Below are 18,275 nucleotides of genomic sequence, written 5' to 3'. Positions count from 1 at the left end.
TCGTCAGCCGTTCAGGGCGCGCCGCCGGGCTGCGCCGATCCCGCCATGAAGACCCGACTCGCACTCGCCCAGATCAACGTCACCGTCGGCGATTTCGCCGGCAACGTCGCGCGGATCGTCGCGGCCGCGCGCGCCGCGCACAACGATGGTGCGCAGCTGATGGTCGCGCCCGAACTCGCGCTGTCCGGCTATCCGCCGGAAGACCTGCTGCTGCGGCCCGCGTTCTACGCGGCGGCGGCCGCTGCGCTCGACGCCTTGGCCGACGCGCTGAAAGCGTTCGACGGGCTCGCGGTGCTGGTCGGCCATCCGGTGCGCGGTGCGGGCAGCGGGGCGGGCAGCGATGCGCGCGCGCCAGCCGTCGATGGTAATGCAAACCGCCCGATCGAGCGCGGCGTGCCGCCGACCGATACCTTCAATGCCGTGTCGCTGATCGTCGGCGGCGAGATCGTCGGCACCTACCGCAAGCAGGATCTGCCGAACGCCGAGGTGTTCGACGAGAAGCGCTACTTCGCGACGGACGCCGAGCCGCTCGTGTTCGAGCTGAACGGCGTGAAATACGGCGTGATCATCTGCGAGGACGCATGGCATGCATCGGCCGCGCAGATCGCGAAGGCGGCCGGCGCGCAGGTGCTGCTGATCCCGAACGGTTCGCCGTACCACATGAACAAGGAAGCGGTGCGCATCGACATCCTGCGCGCGCGGATCCGCGAGACCGGGCTGCCGATGGTGTACGTGAACCTCGTCGGCGGCCAGGACGAACTCGTGTTCGACGGCGGTTCGTTCGTGCTCGACGCGCAGGGCGCGCTCGTCGCGAAGATGCCGCAGTTCGACGAAGGCCATGCGATCGTCGAATTCGACGGCGCGCGGCCGCTGCCCGGCGCGATCGCGCCCGAGCTGTCGACGGATGCGCAGGTGTACCGCGCGCTCGTGACCGGCGTGCGCGACTACATCGGCAAGAACGGCTTTCCCGGCGTGCTGATCGGGTTGTCGGGCGGCGTCGATTCGGCGCTGGTGCTGGCTGTCGCATGCGATGCGCTCGGTCCCGAGCGCGTGCGCGCGGTGATGATGCCGTCGCGCTTCACGGCCGACATCTCGACCACCGACGCGGCGGAGATGGCGCGGCGCGTCGGCGTGCGCTACGACGAGATCGCGATCGCGCCGATGTTCGACGCGTTCCGCGCATCGCTCGCCGGCGAGTTCGCGGGCCGCGCGGAAGACGCGACCGAGGAGAACATCCAGGCGCGCATCCGCGGCACGCTGCTGATGGCGCTGTCGAACAAGTTCGGCTCGATCGTGCTGACGACCGGCAACAAGAGCGAGATGGCCGTTGGCTATTGCACGCTGTATGGCGACATGGCCGGCGGGTTTGCGGTGATCAAGGACATCGCGAAGACGCTTGTGTACCGGCTCTGCCGCTATCGCAACGAAGCGACCGACTATCCGCTGCGCGACGTGGTCCCCGAGCGGATCCTGACGCGCGCGCCGTCGGCGGAGCTGCGCGAGAACCAAACCGACCAGGACAGCCTGCCGCCGTACGACGTGCTCGACGCGATCATGCGGATGTACATGGAAGAAGACCGGCCGCTCGCCGAGATCGTCGCGGCCGGCCATGCGCAGGCCGATGTCGAACGCGTGACGCGGCTCATCAAGATCAACGAATACAAGCGCCGTCAGGCGCCGATCGGCATCCGCGTCACGCATCGCGCATTCGGGCGCGACTGGCGCTACCCGATCACGTCACGTTTTACCGAACGTCTCGATTGAGCCGTGCTGGGCCGGATGCGGCTCGCAGGCTTACAATCGGGATCGCGATTTTTCATCCAAACGAGCATTGGGGGACAACCACCATGAAACGCATCACCGCCATCATCAAGCCGTTCAAGCTGGACGAAGTCCGCGAAGCGCTCGCCGAAGTGGGTCTCACGGGCCTGACCGTGACGGAAGTGAAGGGCTTCGGCCGCCAGAAGGGCCATACCGAACTGTATCGCGGCGCCGAATACGTCGTCGATTTCCTGCCGAAGATGAAGATCGAAGTGGTCGTCGCGGAAGCGCAGGTCGACCAGGTGATCGACGCGGTGATCGGCGCGGCGCGTACCGGCAAGATCGGCGACGGCAAGATCTTCGTGTCGGACGTCGAGCGCGTGATCCGCATCCGTACCGGCGAAGAGAACGAAGCGGCCGTCTGAGCGCCGCATTCGTCAGCGGGCCGTTTCAGGCCCCGCCAATAAAAAACGGTGCGATACCCGGTTGGGTACCGCACCGATACGCGCCTCTCGCAGCAGCGTGGAAAGTGTTGTCGAATCGTTCTTTGACGGCGCCTGATCAGAACAGGTGCTGGATGCCGGCGTAGACGCCGGTCTGGCTGCCGCCCGGATTCGGGTTGCCCGTCGACACGGCCGTACCTGCGCCGTTGGCGTTCAGGCCGAAGTTCGCGTTCTTGCTGTTGCGCACCGTCGCAACCTGCAGATCGAACAGCGTGCGCTTCGAGATGTTGTACGAACCGCCGACCGTGTAGATGTTCGCGTTGCCGCCGCCGTGGTTCGCGTTCACGTGATAAGCGGCCGCGATCAGCGCCGCTGCCGGCGTTGCTTGCCACGTCACGCCGCCCCAGACCTGCTGGGTGCCCGTCACGCCGGCGTTCACAGCCGGGCCGCCGCTGCCGTCCGCGCGCGATGCCTGGTAGGCCGCCTGCACCTTGAACTGGCCGAGGAACACGTTCACGCCCGCGAAGTATTCACGCGAGTAGTTGAACACGTCCGAGAAGCGGCCGTTGCTGTCGCGCGTTTCGTCGTAGATGCCGCGCAACTGGAACAGCGAGTTCGTGTAGGTAACCTGAGCGCCCATTGCGCGGCCCGGTTGGCCGGCCGTGGTGTTGCCGTTGAAGCTGGTCGAGTTCGAGAACGAGAACTGGCCGTAGAAGTCGAGGCCGTAGAACTGCGGCGACTGGTACGACACGTTGTTGCTGGTCTTGTTCCAGTTGCGGCCGCGGACGAGCGATGCGGTCGACCAGGCCGACTGGCCGAACGGATCGAAGTCCCACACGCCGTTGGCGATCGCGAGTTCACGACCCAACAGCAGCGTACCGTAGCGATCGTTCGAGATACCGACCGTCGCATAACGATCCCAGATCGAGCCGCTGAAGCCGCCCGTCATCGTGTTGAACGCGCCTTCGAGGTGGAACAGGACCTTGTTGCCGCCACCGATGTCCTCGCTACCCTTCAAGCCCCACAGGCTCGTGCCCCAGTCGCCGCTTTCCGCGCGCACTTGGTGGCCGTTTTGCAGGCCGTTCATGTACTCGATGCCTGCATCCAGGCGGCCATACAGCGTGACGCTGCTCTGCGCGTGCGCCGTCACCACCCCAGCAGCCATCAGCGCGGCCGCGACCAAAGCTTTCTTCATCATCTCCTCCATACCCTGTCAAAAAGTCAACCCAGACTGCACGAGATGCCCGGAGCGCGAGCGCCGGGCAAAAGCGGGATAACCAGGGAGACCTCGTGCAGGGCCGGTAAGCGCAGCACGCGGGCAAGCGGACGGAAAACCGTTGAGCGGTCCCGCGCAGCCGGGTCGGCCTGCGGGGTCTCCTTGTAGTGTCGTGAAGCTAAACTACATTTCACGAACTTCGTTTTGCTACTTTGGTTACTAATTTAGCAAAAATACAATTTTGTGGCGATGGAAATCGTTGTTTGACTAACAGCTGTCGCCAAATTGCCATGCAACACGGTGCGCAATGGGTGCACCGAGGGTTAGCAATTAACGGAAAACCCTTGTCGCGCAAGGGAGACATGAATTCCGCGAACATGGGTCAAGGATTGCCACTATTGACGTTGCCTGAGCGCGGGCGTAGGCGCGAAAGTCGCGAAATTGGTAAGTATTTCGTAATGATTCGGGCGGTTTCGGCAGCCGCTGGCCGGCGCCTGAAACGCCCGTCGGACAAGGCGCGCGGCCCGGTCGCGCGGAACCTAGCCCAGGCCCGGCCGTGCGTCGAGCAACTGCGCGCGAATCCAGCGGTGCGCATCGGTGCGCGCATGCTTCGCGTGCGAGTAGACCTTCACCGTGTAGCGCGGAATCTCGAACGGCGCCGGAAAGATGCGGATCGGCGCCGCGTGCCGCAGCGCTTGCGCGGCGCGGTTCGGCACGGTCATCAGCAATTCGGATTCCGCGATCACGAATGGCGCGGCCAGCACGGTCGGTAACTGCACGGCTACGTGCCGCGCGAGGCCGAGCCGGTCGAGCACGTAGTCGACCACGCCGCGCGACTCGTTCCACGGCGTGACGACCACGTGGCGGGCGGCCAGGTACTGATCGAGCGTCAGCCGCCGGCGGATCGCCGGATGCGCGGCGCTTGCGATCACGACGTAGTCGTCGGAGAACCAGTCGAAATCCTCGATGCCCGGCGCGTCGGCCGCCGATTCCTCGTGATAGCCGAGCGCGAAGTCGATACGGCCGGCCGCGAGTTCGTCGACGGAAATCTTCCGGTCGGAATGCACGACGCGGATCCGCAACTGCGGCGCGACGTGCTGGATCCGCGCGAGGAACGCCGGCAGCACCGCGAACGCCGTGTAGTCGGTCGCGGCGAACACGAACGTGCGGTCGCTGTGCGCGGGATCGAAGCGGCGTGCACGGGCGAGCCCCTTCGACATCGCGTCGAGCGCGTCGCCGGCCCACGTGGCGATGTCGTCGGCGCGCACGGTCGGCTGCATCTCGTTGCCGAGGCGCACGAACAGCGCATCGCCGATCGCGTCGCGCAGCCGCGCGAGCGCGTGGCTCAACGCGGACGGGCTCAAGGCGAGCTCGTGCGCGGCCGCCGCGACCGACCGGTGGCGGTACAGCGCGTCGAACACGAGCAACAGGTTCAGGTCGAGACGGCGCAGGTCAGGATGCATCATGTTCAGGTCCGGATGAAGAAACTGCACTTCCTGCAGGAATGGCGTGAACGTAGCATGACGGTTTGATCGGCGCCAGCGCGGCTGCGCGGCGCCGCTTTCCGTTTCAAGTCCGGGCCGGAGGAGGGCTCAACCCGTGCAAATCGATATCCGTTCCGCCACTGTCGCCGACGTGCCGCTGATCCTGCGTTTCATTACCGAGCTGGCCGTCTACGAGAAGGCGGAGCACGAAGTGATCGCGACGCCCGCGTCGCTCGAGCGCAGCCTGTTCGGCGAAGGGTCGCCGGCGCGCGCGCTGATCTGCGAGGTCGACGGCGAGCCGGCCGGCTTCGCCATCTATTTCTTCTCGTATTCGACCTGGCTCGCGCGGCAGGGGCTGTATCTCGAGGATCTGTACGTATCGCCGCGTTTTCGCGGTGCGGGCGCCGGGCTGCGGCTGCTGAAGACGCTCGCGCGGATCGCGGTCGAGTCGGGCTGCGGTCGCTTCGAATGGAGCGTACTCGACTGGAACGAGCCGGCGATCCGCTTCTACGAGAGCGTCGGCGCGGCGCCGCAGAGCGAATGGGTGCGTTACCGGCTGGCGGGCGACGAACTGCGCGCGTTCGCCGACAGCGCGCCGGTGAGCGCCGCGTAAACGCAAAACGGGCGCCGCGGGGCGCCCGTTCGAACGTCGTGCGTTTCGTGCGTGTTACTTGAGGCTGCCCGACAGGAATCCGCGCAGGCGTTCGCTCTTCGGGTTGCCGAACACCTCGGACGGTACGCCTTCTTCCTCGACGCGGCCCTGGTGCAGGAACATCACGTGGTTCGACACGTTGCGCGCGAAGCCCATCTCGTGCGTGACGACGATCATCGTGCGACCTTCCTCGGCCAGCTTCTGCATCACCTTCAGCACTTCACCGACGAGTTCCGGGTCGAGCGCCGACGTCGGCTCGTCGAACAGCATCACGTCCGGATGCATCGCGAGCGCGCGCGCGATCGCCACGCGCTGCTGCTGGCCGCCCGACAGGTGCGACGGATACTGCTTCTCGACGCGCGGCGCGAGGCCGACCTTCTCGAGATATTCGCGTGCGCGGTCCTCGGCTTCCTTCTTCGGGATGCCGAGCACGTTCACGGGCGCTTCCATCACGTTCTCGAGCACGTTCATGTGCGACCAGAGATTGAAGTGCTGGAACACCATCGACAGCTTGGTGCGCACGCGCTGGAGCTGTTTCGTATCGGCCGCGCGCAGCGCGCCCGTCTTGTCGAGCGCGGTGCGCACTTCCTCGCCGTCGACGAAGATGCGGCCCGCATTCGGCTGCTCGAGGAAGTTGATACAGCGCAGCATCGTGCTCTTGCCGGAGCCGGACGAGCCGATCACGCTGATCACGTCGCCCGAGTTCGCCTTCAGCGACACGCCCTTGAGCACCTCGTTGTCGCCGTACCGCTTGTGCAGATCGTCGACGAAAAGCTTCTGAGTCTGGGAATTCATCAATAGTCCTGCGAAAACTTACTTGCCTTGCGGGCGCAGATACGCGAGCCAGCGACGCTCGGCCTGGCGGAACAGCCACACGAGCGTGAACGAGATCACGAGGTAGAGCAGGGCGGCGATGCCGAACGCATGGAACGACATGTAGGTCGCCGAGTTGACGTCGCGCGCGATCTTCAGGATGTCCGGTACGGTCGCGGTGAAGGCCACCGTCGTCGCATGCAGCATCAGGATCACTTCGTTGCTATACAGCGGCAGCGCGCGGCGCAGCGCCGACGGCAGGATCACGCGGCGATACATCGTGAACGTGGACATCCCGTACGCGCGCGCGGCTTCGATCTCGCCGTACGACGTCGCCTTGATCGCGCCCGCGAAAATCTCGGTGGTGTACGCGCAGGTGTTCAGCGTGAACGCGAGCAGCGTGCAGTGCATCCCGTCACGGAAGAACGCATCGAGCATTGGCGTGCCGCGCACGGCTTGCAGGCTGTAGAGGCCCGTGTAGCAGAGCAGCAGCTGCACGTAGAGCGGCGTGCCGCGGAATACGTACGTGTACAGCCACACGGCGCTCGACAGCCACTTCTTCTTCGACACGCGCGCGACCGCGAGCGGCACCGACAGGCAGAAGCCGAGGCCGATCGACACGACCAGCAGCCACAGCGTGATCGCGACACCGGTGATGCGATAGCCGTCGGTGTAGAGATAGTTGCGCCAGTATTCTTGGATGAGTTCGATCATAGGTCAGCCTTGCGGACACCGGTCGAGTAGCGCTTTTCGAGCCACATCAGCACGAAGTTCGAGATCGTCGTGATGGCGAGGTAGACGGCGCCCGCGATCAGCGTGAAGAAGAAGAACCGCAGCGTGCCCTTGCCGGCGTCCTGCGATGCCTTCACGACGTCGGCCAGGCCGATGATCGACACGAGCGCGGTCGATTTCACGAGCACCTGCCAGTTGTTGCCGATGCCCGGCAGCGCGAAGCGCATCATCTGCGGGAACATGATCCGCGTGAACACCTGCCAGTTCGTCATCCCGTATGCGCTGCCGGCCTCGAGCTGGCCGCGCGGGACCGACAGGAACGCGCCGCGGAAGGTCTCGGTGAAGTACGCGCCGTAGATGAAGCCGAGCACGAGCACGCCGGCGAGGAACGGGTCGATGTCGATCTGATCCCAGCCGAGTGCGTCGGTCGCCATGTTCAGCCAGATCTGCAGGCTGTAGAACAGCAGGAGCATCAGCACGAGGTCGGGTACGCCGCGGATCAGCGTCGTGTAGACGGTGCCGACGCCGCTCGTGAAGCGGTTGCGCGACAGCTTCGCGCCTGCGCCGAGCAGCCCCAGCAGGAACGACAGCGCGAGCGAAAGCACCGCCAGTTTGACGGTTTGCCAGGTGCCAGCGAGGATCAGCGGGCCGTAACCTTGTAGAAACATATGTGGTCCTTGACGGCGCACGCAGTGCGCCGCGAAAGACGCGCCCGCCAAGTTGCGCGGAACGCCCCGTGCGTATCATGACCGTCCGCCCCGGCAACGGTGCCGGGCGAGCCCGTCGCGCGAGCGGCGGGCAAGGGGGCGGGCGGCGCGTGGTTGACTGCCAGTACTGCGCGGATACGGGGCCGCCCCCGCATCCGTTGCTTCTTCTTGTCGGCGCTCAGCGGGCCGAAGCCGAATAGACGCTGAACGAGAAGTACTTGTGCGACAGCCGGTCGTACGTGCCGTCCTTGTGCATGTCGGCCAGCGCTTTGTTGATCTTGAGCTTCAGGTCCGTATCGTCCTTGCGCAGGCCGATTGCGGTGCCGTCGCCGATCGTCTTCGGATCCTTCACTTCCGGCCCGGCGAACGCGAAGCCCTTGCCGCGCGGCGTGCGCAGGAAGCCGTAGTCGGCCTGCAGCTCGTCCTGCAGCGTCGCGTCGAGGCGGCCGGAGCCGAGATCGGCATAGACCTGGTCCTGGTTCTGGTAAGGAATGATCGTTACGCCCTGCGGTTCCCAGTACGCCTTCGCGTAGGTTTCCTGCGTCGAGCCCTGCTCGACGCCGACGCGCTTGCCCTTCAACGACGCGACCGTCGGCAGCAGCGGCGAGCCGGTCTTCGCGATCATTCGCGCCGGTGCGTCGTACACCTTGTCGGAGAAGTCGATCTGCTCGCGGCGCTTGTCCGTGACGGTCAGCGACGACACGATGACGTCGTACTTCTTGGCCTTCAGCGCCGGGATGATTCCGTCGAGATCCTGCGCCACCCACACGCATTTCACGTTGATTCGCTTGCAGATTTCCTTGGTGAGATCGACGTCGAAACCGACGATCTCGCCGCTCGGCGCGGTCGACTCGAACGGCGGGTAGCTGGCATCGACACCGATCCGCACGGTCTTCCACTCCTTCGCGAAGGCGCTGCCCGCCACGAGGGCGAGGGCGGCGCACAGGGCGGCCTTCTTCATTTCCATCCTTCTGTTGCTGACTTTCCGGGGGCGCTCGCGGCCGGTCGTACCGGGCGCCGCGGCGTATTCTAGACGGCCAAAATTCGCCGAACGGCGCTTGGGCGTTGGCGGCCGCCGGAACGGCGAACGCCAAAAGGGCGGTATTTTACCCGAACGCGATACCCGGAAAACGGCAATCCGGCGCGATCGATCGATTCTTCGATTCGGTTGTTGCGGCAATAGTGGCATTCGCAACGAATATTCTGGCGATTGATCTCGCGGGTGCAACGATGCGGTGCGCCGGCGGCGGATTGTGGCGCGTTCGGTGTCCCCCTACAGTCGAGGTAAACCCGAACGAAGAAAGAATCCTGCCCCCGGAGTGTCCGCGCCATGTTCCAGATCCGCCGCGCCGAAGACCGCTGCCACACGCGCCAAGGCTGGCTCGAATCGAGTCACAGCTTTTCGTCCGCTGGCGGCGGCGCGAACGCGTATCCGCCGCTCGGCGCGCTGCACGTGCTGAGCGAGGACCTGATCGCGCCGACGCGCGGGTTCGGGATGCAGCAGCGACGCGACGTGGAGATCGTGACCTACGTGCTGGACGGCACGCTCGCGCACCGCGACAGCCTTGGCTGCGGCGCGATCGTCCGCGCCGGCGGCATCCAGCGGATGAGCGCCGGCACGGGGCTCGTGCACAGCGAAACCAACCCGTCGCGCGACCGTCCGCTGCATCTGCTGCAGATCTGGCTGCAGCCGGCCGGGCGGGGCGAGCGGCCCGGCTACGAGGAACGGCATTTCGCCGACGACGAGAAACGCGGCCGGCTGCGGCTCGTCGCGGCGCCGGATGCCTGCGACGGCGCGCTGTCGATGCGTGCGGACGCCCGCATCTTCGCGGGGCTGATCGACGGCGACGAGGCGGCGACGTTCGATGTGCGTGCCGGGCGCAGCACCTACGTACATGTGGTGCGCGGCGACGTCGAGGTCAACGGCCGCGCGCTGGCCGCCGGCGACGGCGCGCGGATCGGCGGCGTGGACGCAGTGGCGTTCGCGCGCGGCCGGGCGGCCGAGGTGCTGCTGTTCGACGTCGCCTGAAACGAAAAAGGGGACGCGGGCCGGTGCCCGCGTCCCCTTCGGCGCCGCTCCACGGAGCGGCCAGCCGGCTTACTGCGCCGGCGCCGATGCGCCCTTGGCGGCGCGATGCTGCTCCCAGCGCTCCTTCATCTTCTCGTGGCGCTGCTCCATCTTGGCGAACTGCTGCTTGAGCGCCGTGCTGACCATCGTCTTTTGCTGGTCGTTCAGCCCGTTGTAGAACGTCAGCCATGCGGCGGTAGTCTGCTCGCGCAGTTGCGCGTTCTGCGCCTCGGCCTGCTGGCGGGCCGAATGCATCGCGCTCAGGTCGAGGATCGGCTGGTTCTGCTGCGCCTTGAACTGCTCGCGCATCTGCTCGTGGCTCTTGCGCATCGCGTCATGGTTCTGCTTCATCGTGTTGACGGCAGCCTGCCATTGCTGCTCCTGCGACGCGTTGAGCTTCAGCTGGTCGTGCAGTTTCATGACGGCGCCGAACGGGCCGCCTTCATGCCCGCCGTGCATCTGGTGCATGCCGGGGCCGCCCGGAGGCGGCATGTCGTTGGGCTGCGCGGCATGCGCAGCGCCGAATGCGAGAGCGAGCACGGTGGCGGCCGCGATGGCCACGCGGGAAGTCTTCTTATACATTTCAGAAACTCCTTGTATCCAAAGGGTCCGGCGATGCGGTGCCGGGAAAGTCGGGTACCGCATCCGGTAAGACGCAGGTTAGCGATGCAGGCTCCGGCCGGTGTTACGTGGGGCGGCGGCCCGGTTACCGCGCATTACAGTTCCCTTGCGCGGTAACCCGCAGTAACCCTTTCGTCCCTTTGTTTCGTTCTTCGACTCCGCCCTCGCGCGGTAAACTTCGAGCCATGACTACCCAGATCCTCATCGTCGACGACGACCAAGAACTCCGAGACCTGCTGCGCGACTATCTCGTGCGCCAGGGGATGGAAGTGTCCGTGCTGCACGACGCGGCGACGCTCGAGAAGCGCCTCGAGCGCGAGCGGCCCGACCTGATCGTGCTGGACCTGATGATGCCGGGCGTGGACGGCCTGACCGCGCTGCGCCAGTTGCGCGCGGCCGGCGACGACATCCCCGTGATCATGCTGACCGCGCGGGCGGACGACGTCGACCGCATCGTCGGGCTCGAACTCGGCGCGGACGACTACCTCGGCAAGCCGTTCAACCCGCGCGAGCTGCTCGCGCGCGTGCAGGCCGTGCTGCGCCGTCGCCGTGCGACGCCGTCGGCGGCCGCGCCCGAACAGCGCGAGCCGTTCGCGTTCGGCCGCTTCCTGCTCGACTTCCAGGCGCGCACGCTGTCGGTCGACGGCAAGCCGGCCACGCTGTCGAGCAGCGAGTTCGCGCTGCTGAAGATCTTCGTGAACCATGCGCTGCGCACGCTCACGCGCGAGCGGCTGCTCGAGCTGCTGCACGGGCCCGAGTACGACGGTACCGACCGCGGCATCGACGTCCAGGTGTGGCGCCTGCGCCGTATCCTCGAGACGGATCCGTCGACGCCGCGCTTCATCCAGACGGTGCGCGGGCGCGGCTACGTGTTCGTGCCCGACGGCGAGGCTCATGCGCAAACCCATTGATTCACTGTTCGGGCGGCTGGCGCTGCTCGTCATCGGTGTCCTGCTCCTGTCGCACTTCGCGTGGTTCTTCGCGATGCGGCTCGAGCGCAACCAGATGCAGACGCGTTATGCGGTCGAGGAGGCCACCTTCCTCGTCGACGCGGTGCGCCAGCACGTCGCGCGCACGCCGGACCAGCCGCTGCCGTCGCGCGTGCGGCTCGTGGCGCCGGGCAGCGCCGACATACCGAAGGGCGGCGATTCGGGGCTGCCGCCGCCGCTCAAGCGTTTTCGCGACGACGTAAGCGACCGCATGCCGCCCGGCACGCAGGTCGAGATCGGCGCACCCGGCCATCCGCCCGTGCTGTGGGTGAAGGAGCCGGCCGACCGCAACTGGATCGTGGTGCCCGTGCAGCCGCTGCGGCCGCCGCGCTCGCTTGACCGGATGCTGCTGTGGCTCGGCACGATCTTCTCGGCCGGCGTGATCGCGGCGCTGTTCGCGGCCTGGCAGCTGCAGCAGCCGCTGCGCTCGCTCGCGCGCGCGGTCGCGCGTTTCGGCCGCGGGCAGCCGGTGCCGCCGCTGCGCGAGCGCGGCCCGCGCGAGCTGCGCCAGCTCACGCACGGCTTCAACCAGATGGTGGAGCAGGTGTCGCAGGCCGAGAGCGATCGCGCGGTGATGCTGGCGGGCGTTGCGCACGACCTGCGCACGCCGCTCGCGCGGATGCGCCTGCGGGCGGAAATGATGGACGACGCGCGGTTGCGCGACGGTGTCGTGCGCGACGTCGACTCGATGTCGCACATCGTCGACCAGTTCCTGGTGTTCGCGCACGGCGGGTCCGACCGCAGCGAACCGGTGTCGGTCGACCAGGCTTGCGAGCGGATCGCACGCAGCTATCGCGCGGTCGCACCGAACGCGCCGACGGTCCAGACGCAGCTCGACGCCGATCCGGGCTTCCGGCTGCCGACGGCCACGCTCGACCGGATCCTGTCGAACCTGCTGGACAACGCGCATGCGTATGGCGCGCCGCCGGTGATCGTCGAGACGGCGCGCACGCCGACCGGCTATGTGTTGTCGGTCAGCGACAGCGGCGGCGGGATTGCGCCGCGCGATCTGGCGGCCGCGACGCGGCCGTTCGTGCGGCTCGACCCCGCGCGCGGCGGGAATGGCCACAGCGGGCTCGGGCTCGCGATCGTCGAGCGGCTGGTGCTCAGGCTGGGCGGGGCATGCGACATCGGCAACCGCCCCGAAGGCGGCCTGCGCGTTGCGATGACATTCCCGTTCGAAGTGGTGCCGAAGGACGAACCCCACGCACAGGCCGCGTAAGCGGCTGCGGCGCCTGCCCGGCCGGGCGGGCGCCGCGCGGCATCATTCGCCGAACAGCGTGCCGAGCGTCTCGGCCGCGTTGCTGTCGATGGTGTTGTAGGTCACGGTGGTGGCCTCGAAGATGTAGACGGTCGTATACCGGCCGAGGCGCTCCAGGATTTCCTCCTGCAGCGATTCCGGCACGACGTTCATGTTCAGGTACCATGCCGTCGACGACAGCCGCGTCTGGAACGACCCATACTCCTGCATCAGTTCGTAGAACGCGTCGGCATCCTGATCGCGGCAGACGATCACCAAGTTTCCTGCCATTCCCTTTCCTCCCGCTCGTCGATCGATCCCCAAGGGGGCTAGCCCCGATCATACCCGCTTCGCCACATCCGGCTCGTGACGCCGGACACGGATTGCGCCCGTGTGCGGCTGGCGGGTTCCCGGCCGGGCCGGATCACGGCATAATTCGGGCCTGCTGCCGGCCGAAGGACTCAGGCCGGGTTGCACCGGCCGGCCGTCCGCGCGTCGGGCACGATCCGTGCGCCGCCCCCGGACGGTTGTACCTGAAATACAGGTTGGTGTAGTGTCGTGCCGTCGCGGGCCGACTCGCCCGGGTGTGCGGGTGCAGCTTGCACGCACGGCGCATCGCGCGTGCGCGAGATCGTCAGTCAATCGAATTACCGCGCCCGTGCGCTTTGCCATGAATCAACATCGACTGCCGGCTTCGTTCGGCCTTACCGGGGAGGGCGCCTGATGGACGTCGGATTCTTCAATCCGAACCGGACCGCTAACGCGTCCGCATGGCGCGTTCTGCCGAACCGGTGGGACTTCATCGCGTTTCCGCTGATCATCTGCCTGATCGCGATGGCGGTCGTCGGTTTCCACGAAACGATGGCGCCGATCGGGACGCTGCAGACGCAAAAGATCTCGCTCGATCCGTCGAACCTGCCTGAATACGCGTTGCGGACCACGCTGCGGATGCTCGCCGCGATGGTCGCGTCGCTCGTGTTCACGCTCGTCTACGGCACGCTCGCGGCCAAGAGCCGCCGCGCAGGCATGGTGCTGATCCCGATCCTCGACATCCTGCAGTCGGTGCCGGTGCTCGGCTTCATCTCGTTTACCGTCACGTTCTTCCTCGCGCTGTTCCCGAGCCGCGTGCTCGGCGCGGAGCTCGCGGCGATCTTCGCGATTTTCACGAGCCAGGCGTGGAACATGACGTTCAGCTTCTACCAGTCGCTGCGCACGGTGCCGCGCGATCTGGACGAAGTGTCGCGCGGTTTCCACCTGACGTCGTGGCAGCGGTTCTGGAAGCTCGAAGTACCGTTCTCGATGCCGGGCCTGATCTGGAACATGATGATGTCGATGTCGGGCGGCTGGTTCTTCGTCGTCGCGTCGGAGGCGATCACCGTCGGCAACCAGACGATCACGCTGCCGGGCATCGGCGCGTATCTCGCGCAGGCGATCTCGGACAAGAACCTTGGCGCGATCGGCTGGGTGATCGTCACGATGACGGTCGTGATCCTCGCGTACGACCAGTTGCTGTTCCGCCCGCTCATCGCGTGGGCCGACAAGTTCCGGATGGAGAACACCGCATCGGGCGATGCGCCGCAATCCTGGCTGCTCGACCTCGTGCGCCGCACGCGCCTGATTCATCAGTTGCTCGTGCCGGCCGGCTGGTTGTTCGCGAAGGCCGCGCGGATTCCGCTGCGCCTGCCGCTGTCGGGCGCGATGCGTTTTTCGCTGCCGCGTGTCGAGAAGAAGGCGTCGCGCACCGTCGACATCACGTGGGCGATCCTCGTGCTGATCGGCACGGCCTATATCGTGTGGCGCGTCATCAGCTTCGTGTCGACCGGTGTGACGATGGCCGAGGTCGGCCACGTGATCGTGCTCGGGCTCATCACGCTGCTGCGCGTGGTCGTGCTGATCGCGATCGCGTCCGTGATCTGGGTGCCGATCGGCGTGTGGGTCGGGCTGCGCCCGAGGCTGGCCGAGAAGCTGCAGCCGCTCGCGCAGTTCCTCGCCGCGTTCCCGGCCAACCTGCTGTTCCCGGTGTTCGTGATCGTGATCGCGCGTTTTCACCTGAACCCGGACATCTGGCTGTCGCCGCTGATCGTGCTCGGCACGCAGTGGTATATCCTGTTCAACGTGATTGCCGGTGCAACGTCCTACCCGAACGACTATCGTGAAGCGGCGACGAATTTCCGCATCCGCGGCTGGCAGTGGTGGCGGCAGGCGATCCTGCCCGGCATTTTCCCGTACTACGTGACCGGTGCGATCACCGCGTCGGGCGGCGCTTGGAACGCAAGCATCGTGTCGGAAGCCGTCCAGTGGGGCAACACCAAGATCGAGGCGCACGGCCTCGGCGCGTACATCGCACAGACCACGGCTGCCGGCGATTTCCCGAAGATCATCCTGGGCATCGCCGTGATGTCCCTGTTCGTCACCCTGTTCAACCGCCTGCTGTGGCGCCCGCTGTATGCCTTCGCCGAAGCGAAGCTGCGGCTCGACTGAGACCGATTGAGAGCGAAACGCGATGCACAATCCGAATGCTGTAAACGCCCCCGTCCAGACGTCCCAGCCGCCGCGCCTCGGCGAGGAAATCCTGCGGGTCGATCACGTCTGCCGCGGCTTCAACAAGACGCAGGGCGAACTGCTCGTGCTCGACGATGCGAACCTGTCGCTACGCGAAGGCGAGATCGTCGGCCTGCTCGGCCGCTCCGGCTCGGGCAAGTCGACGCTGCTGCGGATCATTGCCGGCCTGATCGAGCCGACCGGCGGCGAAGTGACCTACCTCGGCAAGCCGCTGAGCGGCCCAGCCGAAGGCGTCGCGATGGTGTTCCAGACTTTCGCGCTGTTCCCGTGGCTGACCGTGCTGCAGAACGTGGAAGCCGGCCTCGAGGCGCTGGGTGTCGGCGCGCGCGAGCGGCGCGAACGTGCGCTCGCCGCAATCGACCTGATCGGTCTCGACGGCTTCGAGAACGCCTATCCGCGCGAGCTGTCGGGCGGCATGCGCCAGCGCGTGGGTTTTGCGCGCGCGCTCGTCGTCGACCCGACGATCCTGCTGATGGACGAGCCGTTCTCGGCGCTCGACGTGCTGACGGCCGAGACGCTGCGTACCGACCTGCTCGATCTGTGGACGCAAGGCCGCATGCCGATCAAGTCGGTGCTGATCGTCACGCACAACATCGAGGAAGCCGTGTTCATGTGCGACCGGATCCTCGTGCTGTCGTCGAACCCGGGCCGCGTGATCGCCGAGATCAAGGTGCCGTTCAAGCATCCGCGCAACCGGCTCGACCCGGCGTTCCGCAAGCTGGTCGACGACATCTACGCGAAGATGACGGCGCGCCAGACCAACGAGGCGACGAAGAAGGGGCTCGAACCCGGCAGCTGGCTGCCGCAGGTGTCGACCAACCTGATGGCCGGCCTGATCGAAACGCTCGCGATGGCGCCGTACCACGGCCGCGCGGACATGCCGGAAATCGCGCGTACGCTGCACCTCGAGGTCGACGACCTGTTTCCGATCGCCGAAGTGCTGCAGTACCTCGGTTTCGCGGACGTGCGCGAAGGCGACGTATTCCTGACGCCGCCGGGCCGTGTATTCGCGGAATTCGGTACGCAGGAGCGCAAGCTGATGTTCGCCGATCACCTGCTGAAGCACGTGCCGCTCGCTGCACGGATCAAGAAGGTGCTGAACGAGCGTCCGGGCCATCGCGCGCCGCGCGTGCGCTTCGAGCAGGAGCTGGAGGATTTCCTGTCCGACGGCGCGGCCGAGGAAACGCTCGACGCGGTGATCGATTGGGGCCGTTACGGCGAGATCTTCTCGTACAACGACCAGACCGAGATCTTCAGTCTCGAGGACGTCGAGTCCTGATCGACGATGCCGGGCCGTCGGCCCGGCATTCGCATGCACCGCGCATCGCCCGGTTACTGCAAATTCCCCCATCGGTCGACCGCCGGTTCCGCCGACGCCCACTTCCAGTGCGTGCCTTGCTGGCACGCATTCGCGAAATACCAGTCGGCCTTGTCGCCGTCCTTCACCGAAAACGCGAATTCCTTGCATATCGCGAGCGCCGACGCGTACGCGCGCGTGACGCGCACTTCGCCTTCGCCGTTTTCCAGCGGCAGCGTGTTCTTCACCTTCCACGGCTTCACTTCGCCGACTGCCAGGCTGCCCGCGGTTTTCGCGATCGCGTCCTGCTGGTTCTGATGGAGCTGCTTCATCGTGCGGTTGACGGCCTCATCGGTCGCGGCCTGCACGGCGATCCCGACGCCGACGCCGACCGCCGGGTTCGCGGTGACGAGGCCCGTCGCCGCGCCGGCCAGCGCGCCGCTCGCCGCGCCGACCGAGCCGCAGCCCGACAGCGCGGCCGTCGCCGCGCACAGTGCGCCGATGGCCGCGAGACGGATCGCGACGCTCATTGCAGCGCGCCCCAGCGTTCGGTCGCCGGCTCGGCCGACGCCCATTTCCACACGGGGCCGTCGCGGCAGAGGGTGGCAACGTAGAACGCCGACTGCGCGGCCTTGTCGGGCTTCGCGGGCGTGTCGACCGCGAACACGATTTCCTTGCAGTCGAGCGGGCCGACGCTGATCATCCGGCTGACCGTCACGCGGCCCTGTTCGTCGTCCTCGATCGGAAACGAGTGGTGCGTCGACCACGGCGCGACGCCGCCCACGTCGAGCGGGCCGGCCGCCTTCGCGATCTGTTCCTGTGTGTAACGGTGTGCGACGCGCTGCGAGTACTGGACGCCGGCCCGCGCGCCGGCCACGGCGCCGAGGCCGATACCCGTCGCGACAGCAGCGTTGTTCGTGACCTTGGAAGCGATCGCGGCGCCCGCGATACCGGCGCCGGCTGTCGCGCCTTCGCTGTACAGCGAGTTGCAGCCTGACAGCAGTGCGGCCGTGGCGATGACGGCCAGCACGACGCGCGCCGGCATGGCCCGACGCGGCGATTCGAAACGAATGTTCATCCCTGAGTGCAAGTCCTGTCTGGGTGAGCGGCGGCGCATGCACGCCCTGATGCCGCATCATTGTTTCGCAATTGTCATAGGAAAACTGCAAAGCTTTGACAAATCGCCGGCCGGCATCTCGCGCGCCTACGCGCGGCGCTATTGTCGGATAGATGATTGACGAGGGGTCGAAACGTTACAAATTGAAGGTAATTGTTACCTCGGCGTGCAAGGAACCGACCTAGACTGTTTTGTTATGGAATGTTTCTTCGACGGCCTCGAGCCGCGCCGCACATGAGACACCCAGCCATGCGTCGTTCAAAACGGTTGTCACACCGGCCACCTGACGCGGGGGCGGATCGCCCGCGTCCGCAGACCGACGCGCCATCGGCACCGCCTGCCGGCGCGCCCGACGAGACGCCGTCCGACGGCGATCACAACCAGGGCGGCGCTCGCCCGGAAGGGCTCGACTATCAACGCGACCTCGGTCAGGAGCAGGACGCTTGACGCCGTCGTCGCCGCATTCCATCGCCGTATTTCATTGCATTTCTCGGAACTGAGCCGACGCGCGGCCGCCTTCTGGCAGCCGTGTCCGCTTGGGCGCGCGTCGCGCGCCCGCCAATCGAATCGAGG

General features: G+C 66.5%; 19 protein-coding genes. 9 read left to right on the top strand and 10 right to left on the bottom strand.

The genetic code is table 11. The annotated features are described in order from the left end of the window. Positions 1-45 precede the first annotated feature (45 nt). Together KEC55_RS12750 and KEC55_RS12745 are read left to right on the top strand one after the other, a co-directional pair. Entirely contained in the window at positions 46-1,764 is a 1,719-nt protein-coding gene (locus KEC55_RS12750) for an NAD+ synthase (protein WP_282505743.1), read from the top strand. Between the two features lie 83 nt (positions 1,765-1,847). Next, entirely contained in the window at positions 1,848-2,186 is a 339-nt protein-coding gene (locus KEC55_RS12745) for a P-II family nitrogen regulator (protein ID WP_006398637.1), read from the top strand. 136 nt (positions 2,187-2,322) lie between these two features. Here the strand turns inward: KEC55_RS12745 and KEC55_RS12740 are convergent, their stop codons facing one another. Together KEC55_RS12740 and KEC55_RS12735 are read right to left on the bottom strand one after the other, a co-directional pair. Continuing rightward, entirely contained in the window at positions 2,323-3,402 is a 1,080-nt protein-coding gene (locus KEC55_RS12740) for a porin (protein WP_282505742.1), read from the bottom strand. A gap of 557 nt (positions 3,403-3,959) precedes the next feature. Continuing rightward, a complete protein-coding gene (locus KEC55_RS12735) occupies positions 3,960-4,886 on the bottom strand; it encodes a LysR family transcriptional regulator (RefSeq protein WP_282505741.1) in 927 nt (308 codons plus the stop codon). 133 nt (positions 4,887-5,019) lie between these two features. Here KEC55_RS12735 and KEC55_RS12730 point away from each other — a divergent pair, with 133 nt between their 5' ends. Then, positions 5,020-5,517, top strand: coding sequence for a GNAT family N-acetyltransferase (locus KEC55_RS12730; RefSeq protein WP_282505740.1), 498 nt, complete (start codon positions 5,020-5,022; stop codon positions 5,515-5,517). Between the two features lie 54 nt (positions 5,518-5,571). On the opposite strand, the gene KEC55_RS12725 is transcribed toward KEC55_RS12730, so the two are convergent. The 4 genes from KEC55_RS12725 to KEC55_RS12710 all read right to left on the bottom strand — a co-directional run bounded on the left by KEC55_RS12725 (position 5,572) and on the right by KEC55_RS12710 (position 8,769). Then, positions 5,572-6,351 carry an ABC transporter ATP-binding protein gene (locus KEC55_RS12725; RefSeq protein WP_282505739.1) on the bottom strand — a complete coding sequence of 260 codons (780 nt, stop codon included), beginning with the start codon at positions 6,349-6,351 and terminating at the stop codon, positions 5,572-5,574. Between the two features lie 18 nt (positions 6,352-6,369). Then, positions 6,370-7,083 carry an ABC transporter permease gene (locus tag KEC55_RS12720; protein WP_282505738.1) on the bottom strand — a complete coding sequence of 238 codons (714 nt, stop codon included), beginning with the start codon at positions 7,081-7,083 and terminating at the stop codon, positions 6,370-6,372. After that, complete coding sequence (locus KEC55_RS12715) at positions 7,080-7,769, bottom strand: ABC transporter permease (RefSeq protein WP_011352852.1); 690 nt, start codon at positions 7,767-7,769, stop codon at positions 7,080-7,082. Before KEC55_RS12715 ends, KEC55_RS12720 begins: the two co-directional genes overlap by 4 nt. Positions 7,770-7,986: 217 nt before the next feature. Then, on the bottom strand, positions 7,987-8,769 hold the full coding sequence (locus KEC55_RS12710; RefSeq protein WP_176050605.1) for an ABC transporter substrate-binding protein: 783 nt from the start codon (positions 8,767-8,769) through the stop codon (positions 7,987-7,989). 369 nt (positions 8,770-9,138) lie between these two features. Here KEC55_RS12710 and KEC55_RS12705 point away from each other — a divergent pair, with 369 nt between their 5' ends. Next, positions 9,139-9,837 (top strand): pirin family protein, encoded by a 699-nt coding sequence (locus KEC55_RS12705; RefSeq protein WP_282505737.1) that lies wholly within the window; start codon positions 9,139-9,141, stop codon positions 9,835-9,837. A 69-nt stretch (positions 9,838-9,906) separates the two neighbouring features. On the opposite strand, the gene KEC55_RS12700 is transcribed toward KEC55_RS12705, so the two are convergent. Continuing rightward, positions 9,907-10,458 carry a periplasmic heavy metal sensor gene (locus KEC55_RS12700; protein WP_282505736.1) on the bottom strand — a complete coding sequence of 184 codons (552 nt, stop codon included), beginning with the start codon at positions 10,456-10,458 and terminating at the stop codon, positions 9,907-9,909. 224 nt (positions 10,459-10,682) lie between these two features. Here KEC55_RS12700 and KEC55_RS12695 point away from each other — a divergent pair, with 224 nt between their 5' ends. After that, the gene (locus tag KEC55_RS12695) at positions 10,683-11,408 is read left to right on the top strand and encodes a response regulator (RefSeq protein ID WP_006493394.1); all 726 of its coding nucleotides are present in this window, start codon (positions 10,683-10,685) and stop codon (positions 11,406-11,408) included. Further along, on the top strand, positions 11,392-12,708 hold the full coding sequence (locus KEC55_RS12690; RefSeq protein ID WP_282505735.1) for an ATP-binding protein: 1,317 nt from the start codon (positions 11,392-11,394) through the stop codon (positions 12,706-12,708). The genes KEC55_RS12695 and KEC55_RS12690 overlap by 17 nt, the downstream gene beginning before the upstream one ends. 42 nt (positions 12,709-12,750) lie before the next feature. Here the strand turns inward: KEC55_RS12690 and KEC55_RS12685 are convergent, their stop codons facing one another. Continuing rightward, positions 12,751-13,017 carry a double-stranded DNA-specific endonuclease gene (locus KEC55_RS12685; RefSeq protein WP_011545926.1) on the bottom strand — a complete coding sequence of 89 codons (267 nt, stop codon included), beginning with the start codon at positions 13,015-13,017 and terminating at the stop codon, positions 12,751-12,753. A gap of 432 nt (positions 13,018-13,449) precedes the next feature. Between KEC55_RS12685 and KEC55_RS12680 the strand changes: the two genes are divergently transcribed. Together KEC55_RS12680 and KEC55_RS12675 are read left to right on the top strand one after the other, a co-directional pair. Next, positions 13,450-15,207 (top strand): ABC transporter permease, encoded by a 1,758-nt coding sequence (locus KEC55_RS12680; RefSeq protein ID WP_282505734.1) that lies wholly within the window; start codon positions 13,450-13,452, stop codon positions 15,205-15,207. Positions 15,208-15,229: 22 nt separating this feature from the next. Beyond that, on the top strand, positions 15,230-16,567 hold the full coding sequence (locus tag KEC55_RS12675; protein ID WP_282505733.1) for an ABC transporter ATP-binding protein: 1,338 nt from the start codon (positions 15,230-15,232) through the stop codon (positions 16,565-16,567). Between the two features lie 53 nt (positions 16,568-16,620). Here the strand turns inward: KEC55_RS12675 and KEC55_RS12670 are convergent, their stop codons facing one another. Together KEC55_RS12670 and KEC55_RS12665 are read right to left on the bottom strand one after the other, a co-directional pair. Continuing rightward, entirely contained in the window at positions 16,621-17,115 is a 495-nt protein-coding gene (locus tag KEC55_RS12670; protein ID WP_282505732.1) for a hypothetical protein, read from the bottom strand. Next, on the bottom strand, positions 17,112-17,663 hold the full coding sequence (locus KEC55_RS12665; RefSeq protein ID WP_282505731.1) for a hypothetical protein: 552 nt from the start codon (positions 17,661-17,663) through the stop codon (positions 17,112-17,114). Before KEC55_RS12665 ends, KEC55_RS12670 begins: the two co-directional genes overlap by 4 nt. A 288-nt stretch (positions 17,664-17,951) precedes the next feature. Between KEC55_RS12665 and KEC55_RS12660 the strand changes: the two genes are divergently transcribed. Next, positions 17,952-18,149 (top strand): hypothetical protein, encoded by a 198-nt coding sequence (locus KEC55_RS12660; RefSeq protein WP_282505730.1) that lies wholly within the window; start codon positions 17,952-17,954, stop codon positions 18,147-18,149. The last annotated feature ends 126 nt before the right edge of the window (positions 18,150-18,275 follow it).

Origin of the sequence: Burkholderia cepacia (assembly GCF_029962485.1) — a bacterium.
Lineage (GTDB): Bacteria > Pseudomonadota > Gammaproteobacteria > Burkholderiales > Burkholderiaceae > Burkholderia.
This window is presented reverse-complemented; position numbering and strand designations above follow the sequence as displayed.